Here is a 22786-nt window from a genome sequence, read left to right on the forward strand (position 1 = left end):
GTAGCGTGTTCCACCAGCATTCTCCTGAGACTACTCGGATGCAAACCTGTTAATTCTGATACTTGACTAACTCGTAAAAATTTCATTATTATTCTTACCTCATTGAACCTAGCATAGAACATACGTTCGTTTCATTCAATGAAGTTTGATAGATTTAATTAAATTTATCTCGTTCAACTAAGGGCGCAATTCCTTAGCCAGTTCTCTTATGAACTTCTCATGTTTTCACATGAGCGCAGACTATATGTTTATCTCTTTAGAGATAGAGGATTTTTCCATCACCATAGGCTTGTGATGTACTCTCGCCAGTTATACGAGATAGTCGTTGAACGTTCATCTTATCACTGTTGACTTAGATGATTCGAGGCGGAAGACCCATTGTTCTAGTGTTTAGGATTTAACCTTGCACCATCTAATTGATTTTTTCTGCTTTCGCGACATTCACGCTCGCTATTTCTAGCCACGTTGTAGTTCAATCAGCTTTAGGGATTGCCCGCAGTTAACCCTCACTACTAGCCAATCACTTGACTAGCAGGGCTTACTGATATATTTAATTAACTTTCGTTATAATTGGTTAAATAAATCGTAACAGTTAGTTACCCTTCTACACTTTCACGAAGAATCGTTTGTGTCACAACAGAGCCAGCACTTGCTCCAAACGCTTGGATAAAACGACTTAGCAATAAAACTTCAATGGAATTTGCAATAAAGCATAAGAAACTTCCAGCGCCATATACGACAATTCCAAATAACATTGCCGGGCGACGGCCAATAATATCCGATAACCATCCAATAAAAAATACACCTAAAGCAAATCCAGCAAAATACACACTAAGTGTTAACTGCACCTCATTATTACTTACATGTAACGCCTTTGAAATATCAGGTAAAGACGGTGTGTAAATCGTTTCACTAATTTGCGGAAATGCGACAAGAATAATCATTAACAAAAGTGATGGTACTGAGACTTTTTTCATTTTTCATACCCTCCTATAACTTTGAAAATCTCAGAAATAAAAAGACTTTCTTTAGCTACGGAACAGGAGGGGCCATTATAGAAATTCGATTATAAAACAACAAAGAAAACACCTCAATTACGTATGTTAATACTTATAGGAGGGTAATATTAACATCGATTTTTAAATATACTTTTTCAATTATATTACATATTGCGTTTCTTTTACTAGTGCTCGGCCTTGGAGGATTATTAAAAAGATAACTTGATACAGTCACCTTTTTATGGAATAATTAGAAATAGTTTGAATTCATAAGTTTAATTATTAAACGATAGACTAGCATATTTTAATGTCACAAGCTTACAAACAGGAGGACTTTCGTAATGATTGAAATTTTAAGGACAGTAATAAATTTCCTAATCTCTCTATTCTCAGGAGAATTACCACTTGTCTATTATGTGTGGATTATCGCTCTATTTATCATGCAAATAATCCAGGCTACTCTCAGCTATAAGCTCTTTAAAAAGAAAGATAATTTCAGCACTTATATGTCAACAGAATTACTCGCTTTTATCATTCTATTGTTTGGTGGTATGTTAATATCTAAGTTACTTGCCTACATAATAGACGATCCTACTATTAGTATGACAAATGTAACACATTATTTTATTTCCCTTATCATATTAACTATATTCGTCTCTATTGGCTTTATTAAAGACTTTTTACAATCATCTATTAGTAATAAAAATGTAGCTCTTTTTGCCATTTTAGTAGTGTCCTTACTATCTAGTATACTGTCATTCAAGTTTTTATCACCTTTCATTGCAGGTTCTTTTACTCTTTCTAAATCTTTTATAACCACTTTAATTATTATAGTACTCGGGTTAATTGCTATTTTAATCTCTTTAGAGGAAAAGTATGCAGATGAAGAGTAATTCTTGCATTCATAGTTTGAAATTGGGTATCTATTCTTTTTTATCGGTAGTATTAAGAAATAACATTCATTGAATCGAAAATTACGTAGAAATGAGGAACTACAATTGAGCATTGAACAACAATTATATGATGCAGCGAAAAATTTAATTGACCAAAGATATCCACATGGTTGGGGCGGAGCTGCAGCAATTCGTGTAGAAGATGGATCTATTTATACAAGTGTAGCACCTGACGTAATAAACGCTTCAACAGAACTTTGTATGGAAACAGGTGCAATTTTAGAAGCGCATAAATTTCAAAAGAAAGTTACACATTCTATTTGTCTCGCAAGGGAAAATGAGCATTCTGAATTAAAAGTATTATCACCTTGTGGTGTATGCCAAGAACGTTTATTTTATTGGGGACCAGAAGTACTATGCGCCATTACAAATTCTAAACAGGATATCATTTTTAAGCCGTTAAAAGAATTGCAGCCATACCATTGGAGCGAAGCATATTATGATGAATTCGCAAAAGAATGGAGTACGAGATAAAGTGAGGGTTTTGTTCACCACCTACTGATTATTAGCCTTCACCAATCGGGCTTTTATGGACAGTTGATCTGCCACCTGACTTCTTTGGCCCATCCGAATTTTGAGGTGGGTGTCTTACTGCCCGTTAATTCGGGATAAAGTGAAGGTTGCTTGCAAATAGCAAGAGAATAAAGAAAAACGCACCGTCACAAATGACGGTGCGTTTTCTATGTAAGAGCTACTAGAAGATACCCTTCTAGCCTACTCCCATTTATAAGTCCAAAATTGTTCAAGTTGCAACCATTTTAATGTTGCTGCATCTTTGTTTTTGATTTTCGCGTGTGTCTCTTCAAGCATCGCTTCTGTTTGCGAACGGTGCGCACCTAGTGCAGCTAATTTATGCTCGAATACTTCACTAATATTGTTTACAACATCTGGCTCACCGAGTACAGCTTCACGATTTTTCGTAATCGCAACCGCATGAATAACTGGACGTTCTTCTTTTGACATACGTGATACGGCGCGAACGACAGCGCGGCCAAATGCATCATGATCTGGATGTACGCCGTGCTCTGGATAAAATGTAATAATTCGAGATGGATTTACTTCTTGAATGATTGCTTCAATTTTGTCTGCAACGAAATCAACATCTTCAAATTCTAACGTTTTATCATGGAAACCAAGCATTCTTAAATCTTTGATTCCCATCGCTTCACATGCATCTTTTAATTCTTTTTCACGTATATTTGGAATCGTTTCACGGTTAGCAAACACGTTCTTACCCATGTTACGTCCCATTTGTCCTAGCGTACCGCACGCATACGTTACAGGTACTCCTTGATCTGTTAATAAGCGAATTGTTCCTCCCGCCGCAAATGCTTCATCATCTGGATGCGGAAATACAACAAGTACATGTCTCTCCATAAGTTTCCCTCCTTCTTACTTAAATGGCGTTAAGCTTAACTCAAGCGCTACTGCTAAGCGACCTTGATTATCGTGCCCTGCAAGTAATAAACGCTCTTTATCGTCTACTTCCCAGTGCGTAATACCTTCTGCATATACCCAGCCATGATCCATCTTTAAACCAACTCGGTATGGGTTTGTTCCAGTAATCTTTCCGCGCTCAAAGCGAATAATTGCATTTCGAATGAATGCACCAACCGTCATCATCTTTTCATTAAAGTGTGACGCATACGCTCCGTTCGTTGTTTCTAAATGAATATATACATCTTTATTTACAAAACGTTCAATTTCATTTTGAATAAGAGAACTATCTTTTACTATTTCCATCGGAATTCACCTCTTTAAACCATTTTACGCAAAAATAATGTAAATTGCTATCTCTATATTAGAGGACAACGCCCACTTTTCCTAATAATTTGCACTGTGTTTCTTCATTTTTTTATATCATATTTGACACTCCCACGGCTAAAGCCGCAAGCTGACTAACGTCAATGGGATTCTTGCTACCAAAGGCGACGTCTATTTCTAGTATCGCTGACGTGCAAGATTGCGGTGTGCCATCACCACTCCGTATCCAGTGCATCTAGCAGATACGGCACTCGTTCTATTACCAAACGAGTCAGATTGTGAGTTCGCAAATGTGTTTTAGCGTCTTGTACTTGACGACTCAATACATTTTACGGAGTAGAAGAATTTGTTACTCCAACCTCATATGTATTCTGTTTTCAGAGAACAAGATTGTTTTAGAGACTTTTACTTGTCTGTTATGAAAATTATACCATTTCAAATACTCGATGCACAGAACATACTTTCGGTATTTTATCTGTACATCGCATTTGACCTCACTATCATCCACCCCTAAAGGGGGTACTATCGCACCGTAGTGGGCTTTCCTATTCGGAAAATCTGTAAAATCATCATTTTTTCCTTCACTTTGTTAAATAGTTTTCTTTCTTTTTTGAATTTGCTACAATATAAATTATGCAGAAGGATGCATGTTTACAATTGAATACATACTTTAAAGAAGGTGACATGATTGGAACAATCAGCACATGAAGTAGCAAATTGGCAATATTATTTTGCAATTGCCGTATTTTTAGTCACGTACGGATTTATTATTTCTGAGAAATTGAATCGTGCTGTAATCGCACTATTCGGCGCTGCTATTATGATTATTTTTGGAGTTGTAGAATTACATACTGCTTTCACATCACATATTCAATGGGAAACGATTACCCTTTTAATTGGGATGATGATTCTCGTACATATTACGAGTCAATCGGGCGTCTTTGAATTTGTGGCCATTAAAGCGGCAAAAGCAGCTGGAGGAAAACCAATCCGTATTTTATTATTGCTATCCCTATTAACCGCTGTCGGATCAGCATTTTTGGACAACGTAACAACCGTATTATTAATCGTACCTGTTACGCTATCCATTACACGTATTTTAAAAGTTAATCCTGTTCCTTATTTGATTTCAGAAGTATTATTTTCAAATATAGGCGGAACAGCAACATTAATCGGTGATCCACCTAATATTATGATCGGATCAGCAAATAAGCATTTAGACTTCAATGCCTTTTTACTTAACTTAGCTCCTATTGTAATTATTATTTCTATCGTGACACTTGGCATTATTTACTTCATGTATCGTAACAAACTAAAAACAACACCTGAGCAAATCGAAAAATTAATGGCATTAAATGAAAAAGATTATATTAAAGATCAAAGCCTCCTTTTGAAATCCATTTCGATTTTAGGACTAACTATTTTAGGCTTTGTACTTCATTCGATTATTCACGTAGACGCTGCCGTTATCGCGATGACAGGCGCTACACTTCTTATGTTAATCGGTGTGAAAGAACATGATATTGAAGATGTATTTGCCCACGTTGAATGGGTAACTATTTTCTTCTTCGCTGGACTATTCGTTCTTGTTGGCGGATTAATTGATATCGGACTTATTTCTTCACTCGCAAAAGAAGTACTCGACGTAACAAACGGTGATATCGGTTTCGCTGCCGTACTTATATTATGGGTATCAGGCATCGCATCTGCGACAATTGATAATATCCCCTTTGTCGCAACGATGATTCCGCTTATTCAAGATTTAGCTACAGGACTCGGACTATCTGTCGATTCTCCGCAAATCGAAGTACTATGGTGGGCATTATCACTTGGAGCTTGCTTAGGAGGAAACGGAACGTTAATCGGAGCATCAGCAAACGTAGTCGTTGCTGGTATTGCTAAACGTGAAGGACATGCTTTCTCTTATATGGACTTCTTAAAAATTGGTTTGCCGTTAACAATCATTGCATTACTATTATCACATGCTTATATATATTTACGTTATTTAATGTAAAAGTTGTAGTGCATGAAATTATATCGACGATTTTTAAAATATATCAACGATTTTCTAAGTATATCGACGATTCGACAGACAATATCGACTTACCGACAAATAACGACAACGAAAAAGGTATGTAGCGCTAAACTGCATACCTTTTTTCGTTCACCAAAATATACCGATAATTGCTAATCCACCTAAAATCATACCACCAATTTGTCCAATGATTGCTGGTGATAGTTGAACACCTTTCCTCACTTCAACAACCGGTCTTTCATGCCTTAGTTGCTGCACTTCGCTTTGCAATTGATGTACACTTCCGTGCAATTCTTTAATTAACTCCTTTAATTCAGCGACCTCTTCATTTACTGGTTTTGCTTTTTCTAAATTCATCTCACATAGCTCCTTATAAATGCAATCAGTACACTGTAAAAATTCGCCAATTATTATTATATCTCCTGCATACTACATATATAATTTCGAATGTACTTTCTAACCTTGCAGCTCTATCCATTCATCCCGCAATATCCCCATAATCATGCGATCAAAACACTTCCCATCTCTTTGCACTGCTTCTCTCATACAGCCTTCCATTTGAAAACCCATCTTTTTATACAACTCAATAGCAGCTTTGTTATAAGAAATAACATCAAGACCAACACGGTGTAAATTCAATTCATAAAAAGCATACTTTAAAATAAGATGGATTGCTTCTCTTCCATATCCCTTACCTCTATCATTTGCATCTCCTATACCAATTGCTAATAACCCTGTTCTGTTATTCCACTCTATGCCATGAATTGCAACAAAACCAATTAAACGATCATCTTGAACTGTCCTCAACATGAAAGATACACTATTCGATTTCCGTCCTTTTAATAGCCCATCACTTGCTATTTCATTTAAAGATTGCGGGAATGCTACATCTGTATCAACATTTCTTAAATACTCACTATCTTCTTGCCACATAGCCATTACTTCAACATCTTTCTCTCTCATAGCTGATAATTTAATCGTTTTATTTTGAAAAAGATTCATCGTCATTTCAAACTCCCCCTTTATTAAATAACGGGGATAATTATTCGAGCCTATTTACCCCCTCGTTTCATAAACTGTTTCATAAACGGGATACTTACAATAAGCGCTGACATTGGCACATCTCCTCTACGTTAAATTAAATTCATTGTATAATTTTTCATTTATTCTAACAATAAAAAAAAGACCCTCTAAATTTAGAGGATCTTCCTAACGACGAATCGATATTATTTCGTAAACATTTTCTCCGCTTCATCCATTGCCATTTTGTTTCCTAAAGCAGAATAGTCAAGCCATGGTTGGTCATTGATAATGTATACGTGCTTGCCTTTAACTGCTTTTAAGTCTTTCCAGATTGGTGTTTCTTGAAGTTGTTTAAATGCAGCTTTTGCTTTATCGTCTCTATTTACAACAACGAAAATAGCATCTGCATCAAAGTCAGGTAATACTTCTTGTGAAATGACTTCGAAAGGACGGTTTCCATCAATTTTCTCTACACCATTTGCAGGTTGTAATCCTAAGTCTTGGAATAAAATTGGTCCCATCGGTCTTTTCGTACTAAATACACGTAATTCTTTTGCAGTAACGCGAATTGCCATTACTTTTTCGTTATTACCTAGCTCTTTATCTATTAAACCTTTTACTCGTTTTGATTGCTCTTCGTAATCTTGAATATATTGATCCGCTTCTTTCTCACGGTTTACAAGTTTACCAACTTGTTTTAAATGGTCTCTCCACGTACCTTCATCTAAATTGAAAGTATGTGTTTTTGCAATTTTTTCGTATTTCGCTACATCTTTACCCGCGTATTTTTCATCCACATAAATGTCAGTTGGCTTCAATTGAAGTAATGCTTCCATATTCGGATCCGTTACAACACCAAGTTTCTTCGTATCTTTCAACTGCTCTTTTGCATGTGGTAAGAAATCTTTTAAATCTCCACCAATAACAGAGCCTACAGGTGTAATTCCTAATGCAAGTAAATCATTTGTTAAATGAATAGACATTGAAGCAATTTTTGGGTCATTACTTTTTTCCGTTTTTTTCGTTGCCTCTTCATTAGATTTCGTTTGACCACATGCTGCTAATACTAAAATACACATCATGCTAAATAAAATAGTAAGTTTCTTTTTCATATGTTCTCCTCTTTGAAGTATTTATTTTGTTTTTGTAAGTAAATAAAGAAAATACGGTGCTCCTAAAGCTGCCACTACTACACCAGCTGGAATAGAGTTTGGCTCAAATATAGAACGGCCTATCGTATCTGCTAGTACTAAAATAACCATTCCGATAATGCCAGCTAAAGGAAGAAAGTGTTGATAGGTAGTACCTACTAACTTTCTGGCGATATGCGGAGCAACTAAACCGATAAAGCCAATCCCTCCTGCCATCGATACACTTGCGCAAGATAATCCAACCGCTGTAGCTAAAAGTAATAACCGTTCTTTTTGAACAGAAACACCAAGTCCTGCTGCTACACTATCACCTAGTGACAATGCATTTAACGTTTTAGATTTTAGCCACGCATAAGGGGTTAGTATGAATATCCAAGGTAATAATGCAAAGACATGAATCCAATCCCTTCCCCACACGTTACCAACTAGCCATCTAGAAGCGAATGTATATGTCTCATCATTTAACTTGAGGGAGAAAAATAACGAAATTGCACTAAAGCCAGCTGAAACAGCAATACCAACAAGAATAAGTCTAATAGGAAGTAAACCTTTTGATCGATCACTCGCAAGTAAAATAATAAGAAATGCAGCTAATACTCCTCCGCCAAATGTAAATAACGGTATTAAAATCGATGCATTCTCATTAATAGAATGAAAGAAAGTAACGAATATAATTAGCCCGAAAGATGCACCTGAATGCAGTCCAAGAATACCAGGATCGGCCAACGCATTCCTTGATAACCCTTGCAAAATCGCACCGGAAATTCCAAGGCCAATACCAGCTAACATTGTAATTATAATTCTTGGCATACGATAATCGTATAGCACGGTTGCGCTCTCAAAATCACCATGACCGAAAAGCGTTTGAATTACTTTGAGCGGTGCAATGCTAAGTGTCCCCGTATTTAAACTAAGCAAAATAGCAGCGAGACCAATACAACCAAATATTGTAGTTACAGTAACGGCTCTCTTTTTATCCGTGTTTAAAATCTTCTTCACTTACAACTCCCTCCCAACTTTACGTGCTATATAGAGGAAGAACGGAACTCCAACAAGAGCCACCATAATTCCTATTGCAAGTTCTTTAGGAGGATTTACTGTTCTTGCCCCTAAGTCAGCTAAAACTAATAACATAGCTCCTAATAACGCCGACATAGGAATAATAAGTCGATAATTCACACCAACTAATTTTCTAGCAATATGCGGAATAACAAGTCCTACAAATCCGATAGAACCAACTGCTGAAACAGATACACCTGCAAGAATGACTACTATAATCATCCCTAGTATTCTCGTTCGGTTCGTTTTTACTCCTAAATTCGTAGCGACGTCATCCCCCATTGATATGAGTGAAATAGACCGCCCTATCACTGTTGCAAAAAGAATTGTTATGAGAATAATAGGAACTAAAAATTTCAAGTGTTCCCACTTAACACCTGCAACACCACCAGCGTACCAAAACGCTAAATCTTGACTTAAGTCATAATAAATCGCGACACCTGAACTTAACGAATGTAAAAGCGCAGCCATAACTGCCCCAGCGATCGTTAACCTCATCGGTGTTAATCCGCCTGATGTTGCTGATCCGATAATAAAAATGAGCACTGTACTTAAGACCGCTCCAATAAAGGAGACAATCATTAAATAGGAATACGGCATATGCGGGAAAAAGGCAAAACTAAGTGCTACTACAAACATCGCACCTGCATTTATGCCAAGCACACCTGCATCCGCTAAAGGATTTCGTGTTACTCCCTGCATAACAGCTCCAGCCACTGCAAAAGCCGCTCCTACAACTGCTGCACCAATTACCCTTGGAAGTCTTAATTCATAAATAATTTGGTGCTGCGTTAATTTCGGATTATAATCAAAAACCGCTGTCCATACGGTTTGCAAATGGATATCCTTTGCACCAAATGCAACAGCTAAAAATATAGAGCCGATTAAAGATAAAATTGTTAAGCTCATGAAACATATGAACTTAATATGTAGCCAGCGATTATTGCCAGCATATACAGCAGGCTTATGTAACATGTTTCATTTCATCCTTTATATTCAGTTGTTTTTTATAATTATTTTTTATTTGTAATTATTATTGATAATAATTATCATTTTCATTTAGATATTATATCGCCACTTTTTTTAAATAGCAAACTATTTTTTTACTTTGTTAAATATTAAAATACTTATTACGATTTCTATCCAAAACTTACAAATACATGCAAAATAGACTACTGGAATATTTTTTAAATTGTAGTATACTTAATCATTATTTTGAGTTTTCTAACAAAAAAATCGAAGGTGACACAATGTTCTATTTAAAACAACTACTATACTTCACTTACGAGCAAGCATTATCTTGCTTATTCCCAGTTGTTATTTTCTTAACACTAGCCTTATCAAAAATCATTTCTATCCCAGGATTCTACCGCTACGATTTCATACTCATCGTATGTCTTCTTATGCAGTGGATTATGTATAAGACTGGCCTTGAGACGAAAGACGAATTAAAAGTAATTACTGTCTTCCACCTCATCGGCCTTTTACTAGAAATATATAAAGTTCATTTCGGTTCATGGAGTTATCCGGAAGAGGCATATTCAAAGGTTTTTGGAGTTCCACTTTACAGCGGCTTTATGTATGCAAGTGTTGCAAGTTACATATGCCAAGCGTGGAGAAGATTGCATTTACAAATGTATCTCTGGCCGAGGGCTATTTTTGCCGTACCGCTAGGAGCAATGATTTACTTTAATTTTTTCACACATCATTTTCTATATGACTTTAGGTGGGTATTAACTTTACTATTATTCATCGTTTTCTTTCGGACATTTGTGGAATTTTCATTACGAGGCGTTACATATAAAATGCCGCTCGTTCTCTCCTTTTTTCTTATCGGATTCTTTATTTGGATTGCAGAAAACATCGCAACATTTTTCGGTGCATGGCAATATCCAAATCAACGGGAAGCGTGGGATCTCGTCCACTTAAGTAAAATTAGCTCATGGTTTTTACTCGTTGTTATTAGCATTATGATTGTTACACAACTTAAACATTTGAAGGCGTTGAAAAGATAACGCTGATTATGTAAAAACAGATAGCCCATCACTCATTAGAGAGTAATGGGCTTTTTTATTAATATTTTTTAAACCGTTCGTTATAAATTCATCATAATTTACAAGAGCATAAGCATTTGCACATTATGAACTACTACTAGCAGAAGAGGTTGCTGCAGATGAAGCGGCAATCGTTGCCATCATAGCTGCCTGTTGCGCTTGGATGAGGACTTCTATCATAGTTTGTAAACCTGTGTTGGTAGCTTTACTTTCCTCACCTTTCTGACTTACGAACAGTTGAATAGCAATAAGAATATTCGTATCTGTATGCCAACGGAACAATTTCTCCCCCTGCAATTTTTCAATCAACGCTTTAATAGAATGAATCTCTTTTTCTCCATCCTCTAGTAACGCTAATAGCCCGATTGCTGGGTAATGCATTTGTTTCACTTTTACCTTTTCTTGCTTTAACAAATTCCATATGTTTGTGCATGTTGCAACTAATATTTCTTCACGGACATCCTTCTTTAATGAAAGAATATGACTTAAAAATTGAAGATCATTCCCTTTGCGTAAGCCAGCTTTCGCTAGTTTCTGATAAAGACGCTCCACTCGATCCATAAGTGTTTCTACATGCTCTGATTGTCCCGCTAATAAAACCGCGAGCGGATAATCATTTGTACCTGTTAGAAAAAGATGATCCTCTTTCATACGTTTATATACTTGCATCGAACGCTGAATGTGCGTGCCATGATGTTCATTATCTTCTGTTAAAAGCACAGCTGCTGCAAGATAAGTAAATATACTCCGGCTAAAACCACCAGCGACCAATTGTTCATATAAATCTAAAAAATTCCGAAAAGCTTTCTTGTAATCTGTAAAGTGAATATCTAATGTTGCGGCCACCACAAAGCGATGATAAGACTTTAAGTATGAAAACATTCCTACCTCATTCTTAATATAACTACTAATTTCTAAAAAACGTTTGAGATCAAGCAATTTATCACTACTTGCATACATAGCAGCAATCATCATTCCTGTTCGAGAATCACTCGTTTTCCATTTTAGTTCTCCCTTTATCTGTGCATATGTATGTGTGTATTGCTCCAACTTTTGTTCTAATGTAATCATAGTATTCACCCCTATTTCTAGTTCTTCTCTTTTATTATACGTATATTCCATATTTAGGAATACCTTATTTCATAATCACATCTTAAAAATTAGAAGGTTTCTTGTCCTTCTTCATCAGTAGCACGATGATCCCCCCTAATCCTTCAAGAAGTTATACAAAAAAGGTAGATAATAATTTATCTACCTTTTTTGTATATATTATTTAACATTACACCTGTATTGCTTGTTATATGCAATTAAGACTAAAGAGCTTTAATAATACGTTCCATCGCCTTCATTTGCCCAATATGATCCGCTTCATGATAAAGCATCATGCCGTAAAGCTCCCCTACCGTTTCCAATCCTAGGAATGGCTCTGGCAGTTTATTTTCAAACGCTTCTGCTGGAATTTCGTTAATACGCTTTGCTTGTTCTTTTAATTGAGCCGTTAACACTTCTAACGTTGGTCCTTCTGTTTTCCATTTAGACGGTCTTGATCCATATCCAAACATACCTGGATATTCAGTTGGTAATTGTTTGAATTCTTTTCCAAACATGAAAACTTCTGCTGCCGTTAAAACGTGACCGATATGCCAGCGGATTGTATTATTAAAACCATTCGGCTGCGTATCCGCAGTTTTATCGTCTAGCGTCTCCATAAATTTAAACAATTCCCCACGCGTTATTTCAAATTGTTTTAAACCAACTAATCTATTCATCTTATCGTTCTCCCTCTTGATGCACAATTTATTATGAACTAAGAATGTTCAACTTATTAAAGTTTCACCTTGTATAATCTATCAGAAACAATTAATAAATACACCTAATATGCTTAATAAAAAGGTTCACCCCTCGTAAATATAGAATTACTTACTGCACAAATATTTTAGTAAACAAAAAAGGAGTGTTAATTTCATGTTACATGTTTTAAAACAGCAATATCACCTTATTCGCTCTACAAGAGAAACTTTATTTTCGTTTTTGGAAGAAATCCCGCTAGAAAAATTACATAGCACTGTTCCCAATTTCGGAAACGGTAGTATTATAAAGACCCATATTCATGTAGCTGATTGCTACCGATACTGGCTTGGATCATTCGCATTTAAGCAAAAGCGAGCAGATTTTTCATTTGCTAGTGATGACGAAATTGAGCATGCAGATGTAGAGAAAGTCCGTGCTAGATTTAAGTTAGTAGATGAGACTGTACAACGGTTTTTAGAGGAATACAACGACCGGTGGCTCGAAAATATAGCAAATGAAGTGAAATGGCAAAAAGAGCCTTGGAGCATAACTCCGCTATGGCTTTTAACTCATACGGAAACGCATGAATTTCACCATAAAGGCCAAATTGTATCTGTGGCTAGACACCTTGGGTACACCCCTCCTAATACAGATCTTAATCTTAATTAATTCAATCGTTCAAACAAATGAATTACTATAACTATCGTTAGCAGTGTTTATATATATGGAAAGGCCCTTCATTCTTTTTGATGTTGTTTATAGTTTTGCAATTTTTTTGCGGCACAAACTTGTAATATATTTTAATTATGTTTGTGTCGTGTTCTTACTAACTAGTTTCATATCCATAAAAAATATATTAATATGTTTCCTTCTATAATTTCAGTTACCTAATCAATAAGAGGTTCTTTCTTTTTATTATGAATGTATACAAAAAACACGAAAATTCCGAAAATAAAAGTTGAAAACGCTGGTAACACTTTATCATTTGGCACGTACACACTCCAAAAAGAATTAAGAAGCGCATGAAAAATTAGACACATAAAAATACTTTTAGTTGCGTTAATAATTGTAGTTAATAAGAAAGATACGGCAATTGTCGTAATTATAAAGGCTATAAAATCCCTTTGAGTTTGATTCGTGCCCGGAATAAACCATAACGGCCAGTGCCAAATAGCCCATATAACGCTCACAATAATCGTACTAAAAAATTCTGAAAACCTTTTCTGAAGAGCAGGTTGTAAGATTCCTCTCCATCCAATTTCTTCAAGACCTCCACCAATGATCATTATTGGAAAACTAATTAATGCCACGTATAATGGTTTTTGCACTGTTGCTCCACCAAATATCGTTGGAAAATAACAGCTTATAAAGGCTAGAATAATGATTAGAATATACCATGCAAAGTGATGTTTAGGATTTACAATATTTTTAATGAACCTTCTAAACTCCTCTTGTGATCCATATTTTTTCTTTAAACTAATCGCAATGATTGCCGGCATGATCCCACCGAAAACAAATAATATCATCGCAAGCGGTGTACCCAATGTCGTAATGTTTAATTTTATTAAGTTAATTAATAATCCCCAAAGTGTCCATGTACCTATAAAAGTACAAATTACATATCGTTTAATATCATTACTCATCTACTTGCCTCCTTTGTTTTAATTAGAGCACAAATTTCGAAGTATGAAAACAAATTATGTTAAATTATCCCAACATCCGAAAGAAATATCCATACTCAATTAGACCTTTACGAAATATCCCGCTATCTGCTTCACTTCAATTAAAGCTCGAAGTTAAGGTCTTACTATTCGTTAATACTGGATAGACGAACAAAAAAGAGCATATTTTGAAATCCAATCAAAACATGCTCTTAAAATATTCTATCTTACAATCTCCATATCCTCATCAATACCAAATAGTCTCAGCATAATTATATGCATCACTATTCGGAATTGCATGTTTCCCCTGCGCTTGCGCTTTTCTTGGATCTAAATCATATACCATCGGCGTATAGCATGATGTTTGCCCTTTATTTACAACACCATTTCCTCCAGCACTTCCGCAAGTATATGCCTTTCCATCGGTTTTTCTGACGATCCTTGCATCAGCTTCGTTATTATAAAGCGCTGGACGAGTTACAGTAACCTTTGCCCACGCTGTTTTACACGTCGTGCTAAATTTTAATTCCACATATGAATTAGAATCAATCCACTTCTTTTCTTTCGTTACTGCTGATTGATCACAGCTATTGTAGTAAGGGCTTTTTCCATCATATGAATGGTCTTCTGCAAATGCTTTATCATTATTCGTCGTACTAAACATACTAGTTACAACGAGCAATGCCAGACAAAGACATGCGCTTACCTTTTTAAAAAGCTTCATAGAATTCCACTCCTTTATTAATAACGTCCAGTTTTCCCGTAGCCATTATTAATCGTCACCGCTTCAGCATCAGCTGTATAACCAAAATCAGCAGTTAAATCAAATACCATTCCTGTATAGGTGCTCGTTTGCCCCGTTTTAATTGCTCCATTACCACTATTAGAATCTACTGATTTTTGAAATACACCATTTTTATATTTATTAATAACAGCGTAAGCATATACTCCTCCAGAAACAGAAGGTGCTGGTTGATCTAAAACAAGCTTAGACCATGCCGCATGACATTTATTACTGTAACGTAAATACACTGTTCCTACTTTTTTACTACCTTCATACACCGCTGTAGACTTTGCATTAAATCCATCTGCATCGCATGTTGTACTGCCTCCGTATACTTTCGTTGTTGCTGGATTTTTCCCGTCATAATAACTACTCAGATCGGTAGCTGCAAATGTACTTCCTTGAAAACTAAATAATACCCCTACACTCGCTACACTTAACACACATACTTTCATTAACTTTTTAAACATTGTAAATCTCCTCCCTCAAAATAAGTACGTATATCTATCCCCTATGTACGCCCCTCCTTTCGTGCTGCCTAGAGGCATCTTACAGAAACGAATAAACGTTGTAAATTCCCTTACGATTATTGGAATATACGAAGAAATTTACTTATCCTTTTAAGAAAAAAAGTTGAGAAATACACATTTTATAACATCCTTTATTTCAACCATAAAAGAACCGATACTTGTTCCATGCAAGCATCGGTTCTTTTATACAAAATTGCCATTTTTTCTTTTATATAAAATAAATATTTCTCCACTTAGTCTGTTGTAAAAAACTCCCTCGTTACATCAATAAATTGCTGCAGTGGCACTGTCATCCATTTGTCTTTATGCCAAGCAATTTGTGTGAAAATTGGATTGATAGTATTGTCTAGGTGTACCTCTTTTATCGTTCCCTCTCGTATATCTTTTTCTACTACTATCGCTGGCAAAACTGCTACACCTAAATCTGCAATCACACATTGTTTAATTGCCTCTACACTAACGAACTCAATCTTATTTACTGGATACACATCTTGGATGCGAAATAACTCTTCAAATAAAATTCGATATGAACACCCTAGTTCTGTTAATAAAAGTGTTTCCTTCTCTAAATCTTTTATAGAAACGGAAGTTTGCTGGAGTAAATGATGCCCTGGAGCAGCTACTACTTTTAATTCTTCTTTCATAAGCGGCTCCACATGTAAAACATCTTCTGTTTTACATTCGTCCAAAATAAATGCAAGATCGACTTTTCCCTCCATCAATTGTTCCTTCGCATCTTTATTGGAATGCGCTGGTTTAAATATAAGTTTTATTTGAGGAAATTGCGCTTTAAACCTCTTTAATATAGAAGGAAGTCTATATGTACATTGGCTTTCTTGCGCACCGATTATTAACGTACCTGCTATTTCCTCATCATCTTTCACAGCCACCTTCGCTTCGTTACTAAGTGCAATCATCTTGTCGGCATATAGTTGAAACTTTCTGCCCGCTTCAGTTAAGAAAAGGCGTTTTCCTAATCTTTCAAATAACGGCGTACCTAGCTCAGCTTCTAACGTTTTAATTTGCGCTGTCACGCTCGATTGAGCAAAGTTTAATTTCTTCGCAGTTTGTGTAAAGTTCAAAGTATCTGCCGCTACTTTAAATGTAATTAATTGTTTTATCTCCATTTATCATCCCTCTTTTCAATCGATATTCCCGATTGATTTCATCGAAATAATCCTCTTTGTCTATTGATATTTATATTGTATGATAAAGAGCATCGACAAACAATATAATGGAGGTATTCCATATGAAAGCACTTTGTTTCGAACAGTTTGGAAATCCGGATGTACTACAATATAAAGAACTAAATGATCCAATCATAAATCCAAATGAAATTCTTGTCCGCACGAAAGCAATCGGTTTAAATTTCGCCGATATTTATAGACGCCGCGGTGATTATCATCTCGCTGGCAACCCACCTTATATATTAGGTTATGAAGGCGCTGGTATTGTTGAAAAAGTAGGAGCTGACGTTACGAATATTAATCCTGGAGACCGCATTGCATTTGCTGACGTTCCATTTGCAAATGCAGAATTAGTTGCCGTTCCATCAAAAAAAGCAATCCCGCTTCCAGATTCTATTTCTTTTGAAACAGCCGCTTCTGTCTTATTACAAGGTCTAACGGCACATTATTTAACGAAAGATAGCTATGAAATAAAACAAGGTGATATAGCTTTAGTCCATGCCGCAGCTGGTGGTGTTGGACAACTTCTTATTCAAATCATTAAACTACTAGGCGGAAAGATAATCGGCCTCACGTCAGCAAAAGAAAAAGCACAAATAGCTACATTAGCTGGTGCTGACCACGTATTTTTATATACGGAAGCATGGCCTGCGAAAGTACTTGAAATAACAAACGGCACTGGAGTAAATATTGTATATGAATCAGTAGGTTCTACATTAGAGGAAAGTTTTAGCGCTACTAAAACTGGTGGCACTGTCGTATTTTACGGAATGGCCGGTGGTAATCCTGCGCCAGTTGATCCGCGTATGCTTATGGATACTTCAAAAACTTTAACTGGCGGAGACCTTTGGAATGTGCTTACTACTTTTGAAGAACGAAAAAAACGCTCTACTCAATTATTTGATTGGATCGCAAGTGGAAAATTAAACATTGCGAGCCCTACTACATTCTCTTTACAAGACGGTGCCCGTGCACATGAATTATTAGAGAGCAGAAAAAGTACAGGGAAGATTTTATTAATTCCATAATTGTTCCAATAAAAAAAGAAGCTTTATCAAGACCTAAATTGATAAATGAAAGGAGATAACATATTTTATATGACTAATATGTTATCTCCTTTCTTCTTCAAATAACGGGCCAGTATAGCTTTCGAATAAATTCTAATAATTTTTGTGCTCCTTGCTCAATTAAAACGCTCTTTAATTGAATATGGATTTTTTTATTTGTATATTGCTAGGAAATTATCATTTCATTTTTGAGTAAGATTACGTACGGATTTATGCTAAAAACTAGAATTCGATCCTATAACGACTGTAGCGTCTAGTTCCTCGTCTCTAGCCACTCTTGTGGTAAGCCCAGCACCAGCAAAGATTTCAAAGGTCTGAGTTGCCTGCATTTTACTCGTCTCTATTAAAAGATGCCCTCCCGGTGCGAGCCAGAGAAATGCTTCTTTTGCTACTCTTCGCTGAATGTCGAGTCCATCCTCTCCTCCGTCTAGCGCCACATTCGGTTCATGTAGGCGGGCCTCCTGTGGAAGCAGCTTTATTGCCTCGGTAGGAACATAAGGTACGTTGGCAACTAAGGTGTTCACATGTCCTTTAAGTGCGTGAGGCAAAGCTTTATACAAATCACCTTCAAAAACATGGCCACCGAAATTTGTTACGTTGCGGCTAGCACATCGTACTGCGACAGGATCAATGTCAACAGAATACAATTCAACTCGTCCTAAAGCTGCCGCCAGAGCTACACCGACAGCACCTGAACCGCAACATAGATCAACGACGATATCACCAAAGCATAACAGAGCTTCTGCTTGGTGAACAAGAAACTCGGTACGTTGACGAGGTACGAAAACACCTCGGTCCACTTCTATCCGCAATCCACAAAATTCTGTGTATCCAACAACATATTCAAGTGGTAAACCATCGGCTCGCATTTCCACCATTCTCTTGAGGTCCTCTGGAGTTCGAGCTGCAGAAATAAGTAACCGGGTCTCTTCTTCTGCGAAAACACAACCCGCGCTCTGAAGCCTGTTAATTATACATTTTTCCGTTTTATTGTCCAAAAAGGAATTACATTCTTTTCCTATTTACCTCACCACTTTTTCTTATTTATAAACCTGTATTCGCTAAAAATTGGATGTATCCTTTTTAACAAAGTGGTCCTATTCAAAAAAATACGCCCTTATTTAATTAAATGACCCAATTGTTGAACAAAGAAACACTCTACACAATAGAAAAACTTACCATAACATCCCAATATAACCTTATAAATGATGTACTAAAAAAATGAAAAGGAAGCTAGATTTCTCTACCTTCCTTTTCTTATTTCTATATGAATTTTTTATATTTCCACACTTTCTTTCCCTTTTGCAACATAACTCATATCTCCAACTGACTCGACTGTATATGTTCCATCTTGATATACAATCTTCGTCACACTAGCATTTTCCACTCCAAGTTTTGTTTTATTACTATCTAACATCTCTATTAAGGTAGTAATCAACAACCCATGAACAACAACTAAAACGTTACCGCCACCATCTTTAGCAGCTTCTTCACTAATTTTATCTATCTCTGCTTTTATACGAGTAGAAAATAATTCCCAATCTTCCGCCTGTTTCGTAGGGTCTGCTGCTCTAATAAGATTAATTACTTCTTGAATAGAAAACTTCATAAGTTCTTCTGGTGATGCAACGCCCGCAGCTTTTCCAACCACATCCCACATATTTTCAAGCTTTTCACCTTCAAAAATACCGAAATTTAATTCTCGTAAATTTTTCCTTTGCTCAAGTTTCAATTTTGATTGCTCACTATATTTTAATACTAAATTAGCAGTTTCAATCGCTCGGCCGCTATCACTACTATACGCATTCATAAAATGAACATCTTTTAATCCCATTCCTAAATTCGTGGCAACTTCCACACCTTTTTCTACTAACGGCGAGTCTGCCCAACCTTGCGCGCGATGGTTCGTATTTAATATTGTTTTACCGTGTCTTGTAACATATAACGTAACTACGTTCTCATTGCTATTTGTTTCTCGCTTCTTCATTCAATTCTCTCCCTTTACATTTCTATATCAATTTTACCACCTTAATTATTCATTGAGCAAAATATATGTAAGTAGCTTCACTTAATAAAAAACGCTACCTTTCTGTATATCCATACAAAAAGATAGCATCTTTTATGATTATATTTCTTAACCGATACTCCTACTCAGCAAAAGCACTCGAATATTGTACAATTCCTTTTACACCTTCAAGAGCATTCTCCCTTAATTCCATCACCATAAACACTTCATCTGGCACTTCAAATGGTGCTTTTATGTTCCACTCACTTGCTTTTTTAAAACCAAATTTCGGATAGTACTCTGGATGTCCTAATACTACAACTGATCCGTATCCAAGTTCTTTCGCTTTCTCTAACGCAGCTACTATAAGTTTTCCACCAATTCCTTTTTTCTGATAGTCCCTAGCAACTGAAACTGGTGCAAGTGCTAATGAATCTACAGAAGCTCCATCTTGTTCTATCGTAATTTTAGATAACATAATATGACCGACTATTTCTTCATCTACTGCAACGATTGATAACTCTGGAATAAATGCGTCACACTCTCTAATACGTTTTACAAGTTCATGTTCCTTTTTATCACTAAATTCTTCATGTAAAAATGCTTGTTGTACAACTTCTTCCGTTTTTCTATAATCGGTTTGTCGTTCTTGTCTAATCGTTACCATTTTAACTTATCCTCTATTTTTTCTTATTTCTTTTTGGATTTTACGAAGTGCTTTTTTCGATCCACGCTCAATGTCGTGTTGCATTTTTCTCTCTTTATAATCGACAAATAGTGTATTTAAATCGTATCCCTCTGGATATAATTCTTTTGCTGCTACTTCTAAATTAATGCGTTTTACATTTACTTCAACAAATTCGCCGTTATAATATACAACAACATTATAGAAATTATCTATTTCCTTATAGATAATACCAAAATCATCGTAATCTAATAAATTTACACGATCACCGATTTTGTACTCGTAATGGTTTTCTCTTTTTTCTTGCACAAATTTCGGTTTTCTAATTTTACTTTCATTCACTTTTTCTAGAGCATATTCTTTATTTTCCATATACGCTTTCGCTCTTTGCAGTACATGTTCTCTTACATTCATTTTGTTCGCAATCCAAAGTGCATTACTTTCACCTGATTTACCGATCACTAATTTATAAAGCGGTTCTAGTGTCTCACTATTAAATTGCATTGCTGCGTTCATGAAATCATCATGCATTTCTGAGAAGCGTTTAATTTCACCGTAATGCGTACTCGCAACTGTAATACATCCAGCAAGATAAAACTCCTCTAAAATAGAAATTGCAAGTGCTGCTCCTTCATTCGGTTCAGTCCCGCTTCCTATTTCATCAAATAGTAGCAACGTATTATTATTTGACATCCTCATAATCTCAGATAAATTTTTCATATGTGATGAAAATGTACTTAATGCATTTTCGATACTTTGATTATCACCAATATCTACAAATATATTTTCAAAAATAGCGATTTCTGTATCTTTATCCCCTGCAATATGAAGACCTGACATTGTCGCTAATGTTAACAATCCAATCGTCTTTAACACAATTGTCTTCCCGCCCGCATTCGGCCCTGTAATAATTAAACTACGATAGTTTTGACCGATTTCAAAGTTTAATGGTACTACTTTTTCACTTAAAAGCGGATGCTTACAATTTACTAAATGAACGTAGCCATGATCATTTAACTTCGGCTCTATTCCATCAATCGATTTACTAAACTTCGCTTTCGCAAACACCATATCATACTGACTAATCAATTCCATATTAATTTTGATATGATAAATATTTTCTACTACCATTCCTGATAAAGTCGCTAAAATTTGATATTCTTCCATCGCTTCTTCTGCTTTCAAACTTGCGAGTTCCACATTTAACTTTGTAACCGTATGTGGTTCTATAAATAAAGTAGAACCTTTAGCGGACGCTTCAACTATACTTCCCGCAACTTGATTTTTATAAGAAGATTTAATCGGAATCGTGTACCTATCGTCCTTTTTACTAATAAAGAATTCTTGAATATACTTCTTATTTGCACTACTATTTAAAAACTTCGTTAAACGTTCTTTTATTTTCCCATCTACCGAATCAATGTTATTTCGAATTCGTTTTAACTCTTTACTAGCGGCAGAATCAATACTATTACCTTTTATTGAAAAATTAATTTCCTCTTCAATACTTTTAAATTCAGTCATTGAATTTGCATAAGAAGCTAATACTGGCGCAAAAAATTCTTTATCTAACATAAACTTTTTAATCTTTCTACATCCACGTAAAAAGTCTGAAACACTTACTAATTCTTCTGGATCTAAAATCATCCCTTTTTCTAATTTTTGAATTGTACTAGCAATATTTGAAATACCGAAAAAAGGCACATGCCCTTCTGCATCTAATATAGCTCGTGCTTCCGTCGTTTCATTCAATCGATTCCTTACTACTTTTATACTTGCACTCGGCTCTAATTTATTTATTAATTCTTTTCCTAATCCACTTACACAATAAGATTTCACTATATCCTTTAATTCGTTATATTGTAACTTTTCAAAAGTCATCGTATTCATTTTGTTTCTCCTCACTATGATTGATTTCTATCATAAATGAAGATACCTACTCATTAGATTCCAATGAGTTCTACATGATTCAATTACCATTTTTAAACATTAAAAATATACACAAAAAAGCTGCGGGGATACCGCAGCTTTTGCATTTA

Annotated in this window: 22 protein-coding genes and 2 pseudogenes; 6 read left to right on the forward strand and 18 right to left on the reverse strand. The window is 35.6% G+C overall.

From position 1 onward, the window contains the following. Nucleotides 1–599: 599 nt before the first annotated feature. Nucleotides 600–977, reverse strand: a pseudogene (locus tag ACTFRN_RS00005) (MFS transporter); the annotation flags it as partial. A 362-nt stretch (nucleotides 978–1339) separates the two neighbouring features. On the opposite strand from ACTFRN_RS00005, the gene ACTFRN_RS00010 reads away from it, so the two are divergent. Both ACTFRN_RS00010 and ACTFRN_RS00015 read left to right on the forward strand, forming a co-directional pair. Continuing rightward, entirely contained in the window at nucleotides 1340–1891 is a 552-nt protein-coding gene (locus ACTFRN_RS00010) for a DUF5823 family protein (RefSeq protein WP_014893573.1), read from the forward strand. A 105-nt stretch (nucleotides 1892–1996) separates the two neighbouring features. After that, nucleotides 1997–2425: a cytidine deaminase gene (locus ACTFRN_RS00015; protein WP_000021271.1), complete on the forward strand. Its 429-nt coding sequence runs from the start codon at nucleotides 1997–1999 to the stop codon at nucleotides 2423–2425. 240 nt (nucleotides 2426–2665) lie between these two features. Here the strand turns inward: ACTFRN_RS00015 and bshB2 are convergent, their stop codons facing one another. Together bshB2 and ACTFRN_RS00025 are read right to left on the reverse strand one after the other, a co-directional pair. Beyond that, complete coding sequence (gene bshB2 / locus ACTFRN_RS00020) at nucleotides 2666–3328, reverse strand: bacillithiol biosynthesis deacetylase BshB2 (protein ID WP_000439461.1); 663 nt, start codon at nucleotides 3326–3328, stop codon at nucleotides 2666–2668. Nucleotides 3329–3343: 15 nt separating this feature from the next. Then, nucleotides 3344–3694 (reverse strand): YojF family protein, encoded by a 351-nt coding sequence (locus ACTFRN_RS00025; RefSeq protein ID WP_000407039.1) that lies wholly within the window; start codon nucleotides 3692–3694, stop codon nucleotides 3344–3346. A 709-nt stretch (nucleotides 3695–4403) separates the two neighbouring features. Here ACTFRN_RS00025 and ACTFRN_RS00030 point away from each other — a divergent pair. Next, on the forward strand, nucleotides 4404–5729 hold the full coding sequence (locus ACTFRN_RS00030) for an ArsB/NhaD family transporter (protein ID WP_000438025.1): 1326 nt from the start codon (nucleotides 4404–4406) through the stop codon (nucleotides 5727–5729). A 150-nt stretch (nucleotides 5730–5879) separates the two neighbouring features. Here ACTFRN_RS00030 and ACTFRN_RS00035 read toward each other — a convergent pair whose 3' ends face one another. The 5 genes from ACTFRN_RS00035 to ACTFRN_RS00055 all read right to left on the reverse strand — a co-directional run bounded on the left by ACTFRN_RS00035 (nucleotide 5880) and on the right by ACTFRN_RS00055 (nucleotide 9958). Next, nucleotides 5880–6107 carry a hypothetical protein gene (locus ACTFRN_RS00035; RefSeq protein WP_001047301.1) on the reverse strand — a complete coding sequence of 76 codons (228 nt, stop codon included), beginning with the start codon at nucleotides 6105–6107 and terminating at the stop codon, nucleotides 5880–5882. Between the two features lie 99 nt (nucleotides 6108–6206). Continuing rightward, on the reverse strand, nucleotides 6207–6758 hold the full coding sequence (locus tag ACTFRN_RS00040) for a GNAT family N-acetyltransferase (RefSeq protein WP_000178478.1): 552 nt from the start codon (nucleotides 6756–6758) through the stop codon (nucleotides 6207–6209). A 218-nt stretch (nucleotides 6759–6976) separates the two neighbouring features. Further along, nucleotides 6977–7885, reverse strand: coding sequence for an iron-hydroxamate ABC transporter substrate-binding protein (locus ACTFRN_RS00045; RefSeq protein ID WP_000728227.1), 909 nt, complete (start codon nucleotides 7883–7885; stop codon nucleotides 6977–6979). 21 nt (nucleotides 7886–7906) lie between these two features. After that, nucleotides 7907–8923 (reverse strand): FecCD family ABC transporter permease, encoded by a 1017-nt coding sequence (locus tag ACTFRN_RS00050; RefSeq protein WP_000722675.1) that lies wholly within the window; start codon nucleotides 8921–8923, stop codon nucleotides 7907–7909. Continuing rightward, a complete protein-coding gene (locus tag ACTFRN_RS00055; protein WP_000902675.1) occupies nucleotides 8924–9958 on the reverse strand; it encodes a FecCD family ABC transporter permease in 1035 nt (344 codons plus the stop codon). It lies immediately after the preceding gene. A 275-nt stretch (nucleotides 9959–10233) separates the two neighbouring features. On the opposite strand from ACTFRN_RS00055, the gene ACTFRN_RS00060 reads away from it, so the two are divergent. After that, nucleotides 10234–10998, forward strand: a complete 765-nt coding sequence (locus ACTFRN_RS00060; RefSeq protein ID WP_014893572.1) for a DUF817 domain-containing protein — start codon at nucleotides 10234–10236, stop codon at nucleotides 10996–10998. A 123-nt stretch (nucleotides 10999–11121) separates the two neighbouring features. Here ACTFRN_RS00060 and ACTFRN_RS00065 read toward each other — a convergent pair whose 3' ends face one another. Together ACTFRN_RS00065 and ACTFRN_RS00070 are read right to left on the reverse strand one after the other, a co-directional pair. Further along, on the reverse strand, nucleotides 11122–12159 hold the full coding sequence (locus tag ACTFRN_RS00065) for a DUF4003 domain-containing protein (protein WP_124878327.1): 1038 nt from the start codon (nucleotides 12157–12159) through the stop codon (nucleotides 11122–11124). 191 nt (nucleotides 12160–12350) lie between these two features. Further along, nucleotides 12351–12806 carry a DinB family protein gene (locus tag ACTFRN_RS00070; RefSeq protein ID WP_001081131.1) on the reverse strand — a complete coding sequence of 152 codons (456 nt, stop codon included), beginning with the start codon at nucleotides 12804–12806 and terminating at the stop codon, nucleotides 12351–12353. Nucleotides 12807–13002: 196 nt separating this feature from the next. Here ACTFRN_RS00070 and ACTFRN_RS00075 point away from each other — a divergent pair, with 196 nt between their 5' ends. Then, complete coding sequence (locus tag ACTFRN_RS00075; RefSeq protein WP_014893571.1) at nucleotides 13003–13497, forward strand: DinB family protein; 495 nt, start codon at nucleotides 13003–13005, stop codon at nucleotides 13495–13497. 214 nt (nucleotides 13498–13711) lie between these two features. Here ACTFRN_RS00075 and ACTFRN_RS00080 read toward each other — a convergent pair. The 4 genes and pseudogenes from ACTFRN_RS00080 to ACTFRN_RS00095 form a co-directional block, all read right to left on the reverse strand. Continuing rightward, a pseudogene (locus tag ACTFRN_RS00080) lies at nucleotides 13712–14471 on the reverse strand (CPBP family intramembrane glutamic endopeptidase). Nucleotides 14472–14736: 265 nt separating this feature from the next. Next, a complete protein-coding gene (locus ACTFRN_RS00085) occupies nucleotides 14737–15213 on the reverse strand; it encodes a DUF2690 domain-containing protein (protein ID WP_000765225.1) in 477 nt (158 codons plus the stop codon). Between the two features lie 17 nt (nucleotides 15214–15230). Continuing rightward, nucleotides 15231–15743 carry a DUF2690 domain-containing protein gene (locus ACTFRN_RS00090; protein WP_000473757.1) on the reverse strand — a complete coding sequence of 171 codons (513 nt, stop codon included), beginning with the start codon at nucleotides 15741–15743 and terminating at the stop codon, nucleotides 15231–15233. Nucleotides 15744–16036: 293 nt separating this feature from the next. Continuing rightward, entirely contained in the window at nucleotides 16037–16930 is an 894-nt protein-coding gene (locus ACTFRN_RS00095) for a LysR family transcriptional regulator (RefSeq protein ID WP_074567541.1), read from the reverse strand. A 122-nt stretch (nucleotides 16931–17052) separates the two neighbouring features. On the opposite strand from ACTFRN_RS00095, the gene ACTFRN_RS00100 reads away from it, so the two are divergent. Then, the gene (locus ACTFRN_RS00100) at nucleotides 17053–18018 is read left to right on the forward strand and encodes a quinone oxidoreductase family protein (protein ID WP_074567542.1); all 966 of its coding nucleotides are present in this window, start codon (nucleotides 17053–17055) and stop codon (nucleotides 18016–18018) included. Nucleotides 18019–18272: 254 nt separating this feature from the next. Here ACTFRN_RS00100 and ACTFRN_RS00105 read toward each other — a convergent pair whose 3' ends face one another. The 4 genes from ACTFRN_RS00105 to ACTFRN_RS00120 all read right to left on the reverse strand — a co-directional run bounded on the left by ACTFRN_RS00105 (nucleotide 18273) and on the right by ACTFRN_RS00120 (nucleotide 22637). Next, nucleotides 18273–19055 (reverse strand): putative protein N(5)-glutamine methyltransferase, encoded by a 783-nt coding sequence (locus tag ACTFRN_RS00105; RefSeq protein WP_000369193.1) that lies wholly within the window; start codon nucleotides 19053–19055, stop codon nucleotides 18273–18275. A gap of 278 nt (nucleotides 19056–19333) precedes the next feature. After that, complete coding sequence (locus ACTFRN_RS00110) at nucleotides 19334–20044, reverse strand: histidine phosphatase family protein (RefSeq protein WP_000745511.1); 711 nt, start codon at nucleotides 20042–20044, stop codon at nucleotides 19334–19336. 160 nt (nucleotides 20045–20204) lie between these two features. Further along, the gene (locus ACTFRN_RS00115; RefSeq protein WP_074567543.1) at nucleotides 20205–20729 is read right to left on the reverse strand and encodes a GNAT family N-acetyltransferase; all 525 of its coding nucleotides are present in this window, start codon (nucleotides 20727–20729) and stop codon (nucleotides 20205–20207) included. Nucleotides 20730–20735: 6 nt separating this feature from the next. Continuing rightward, nucleotides 20736–22637, reverse strand: coding sequence for an endonuclease MutS2 (locus ACTFRN_RS00120; RefSeq protein ID WP_074567544.1), 1902 nt, complete (start codon nucleotides 22635–22637; stop codon nucleotides 20736–20738). Nucleotides 22638–22786 lie beyond the last annotated feature (149 nt).

It is taken from the genome of Bacillus cereus group sp. MYBK245-2 (assembly GCF_051916145.1).
GTDB classification, from domain to species: domain Bacteria; phylum Bacillota; class Bacilli; order Bacillales; family Bacillaceae_G; genus Bacillus_A; species Bacillus_A pacificus.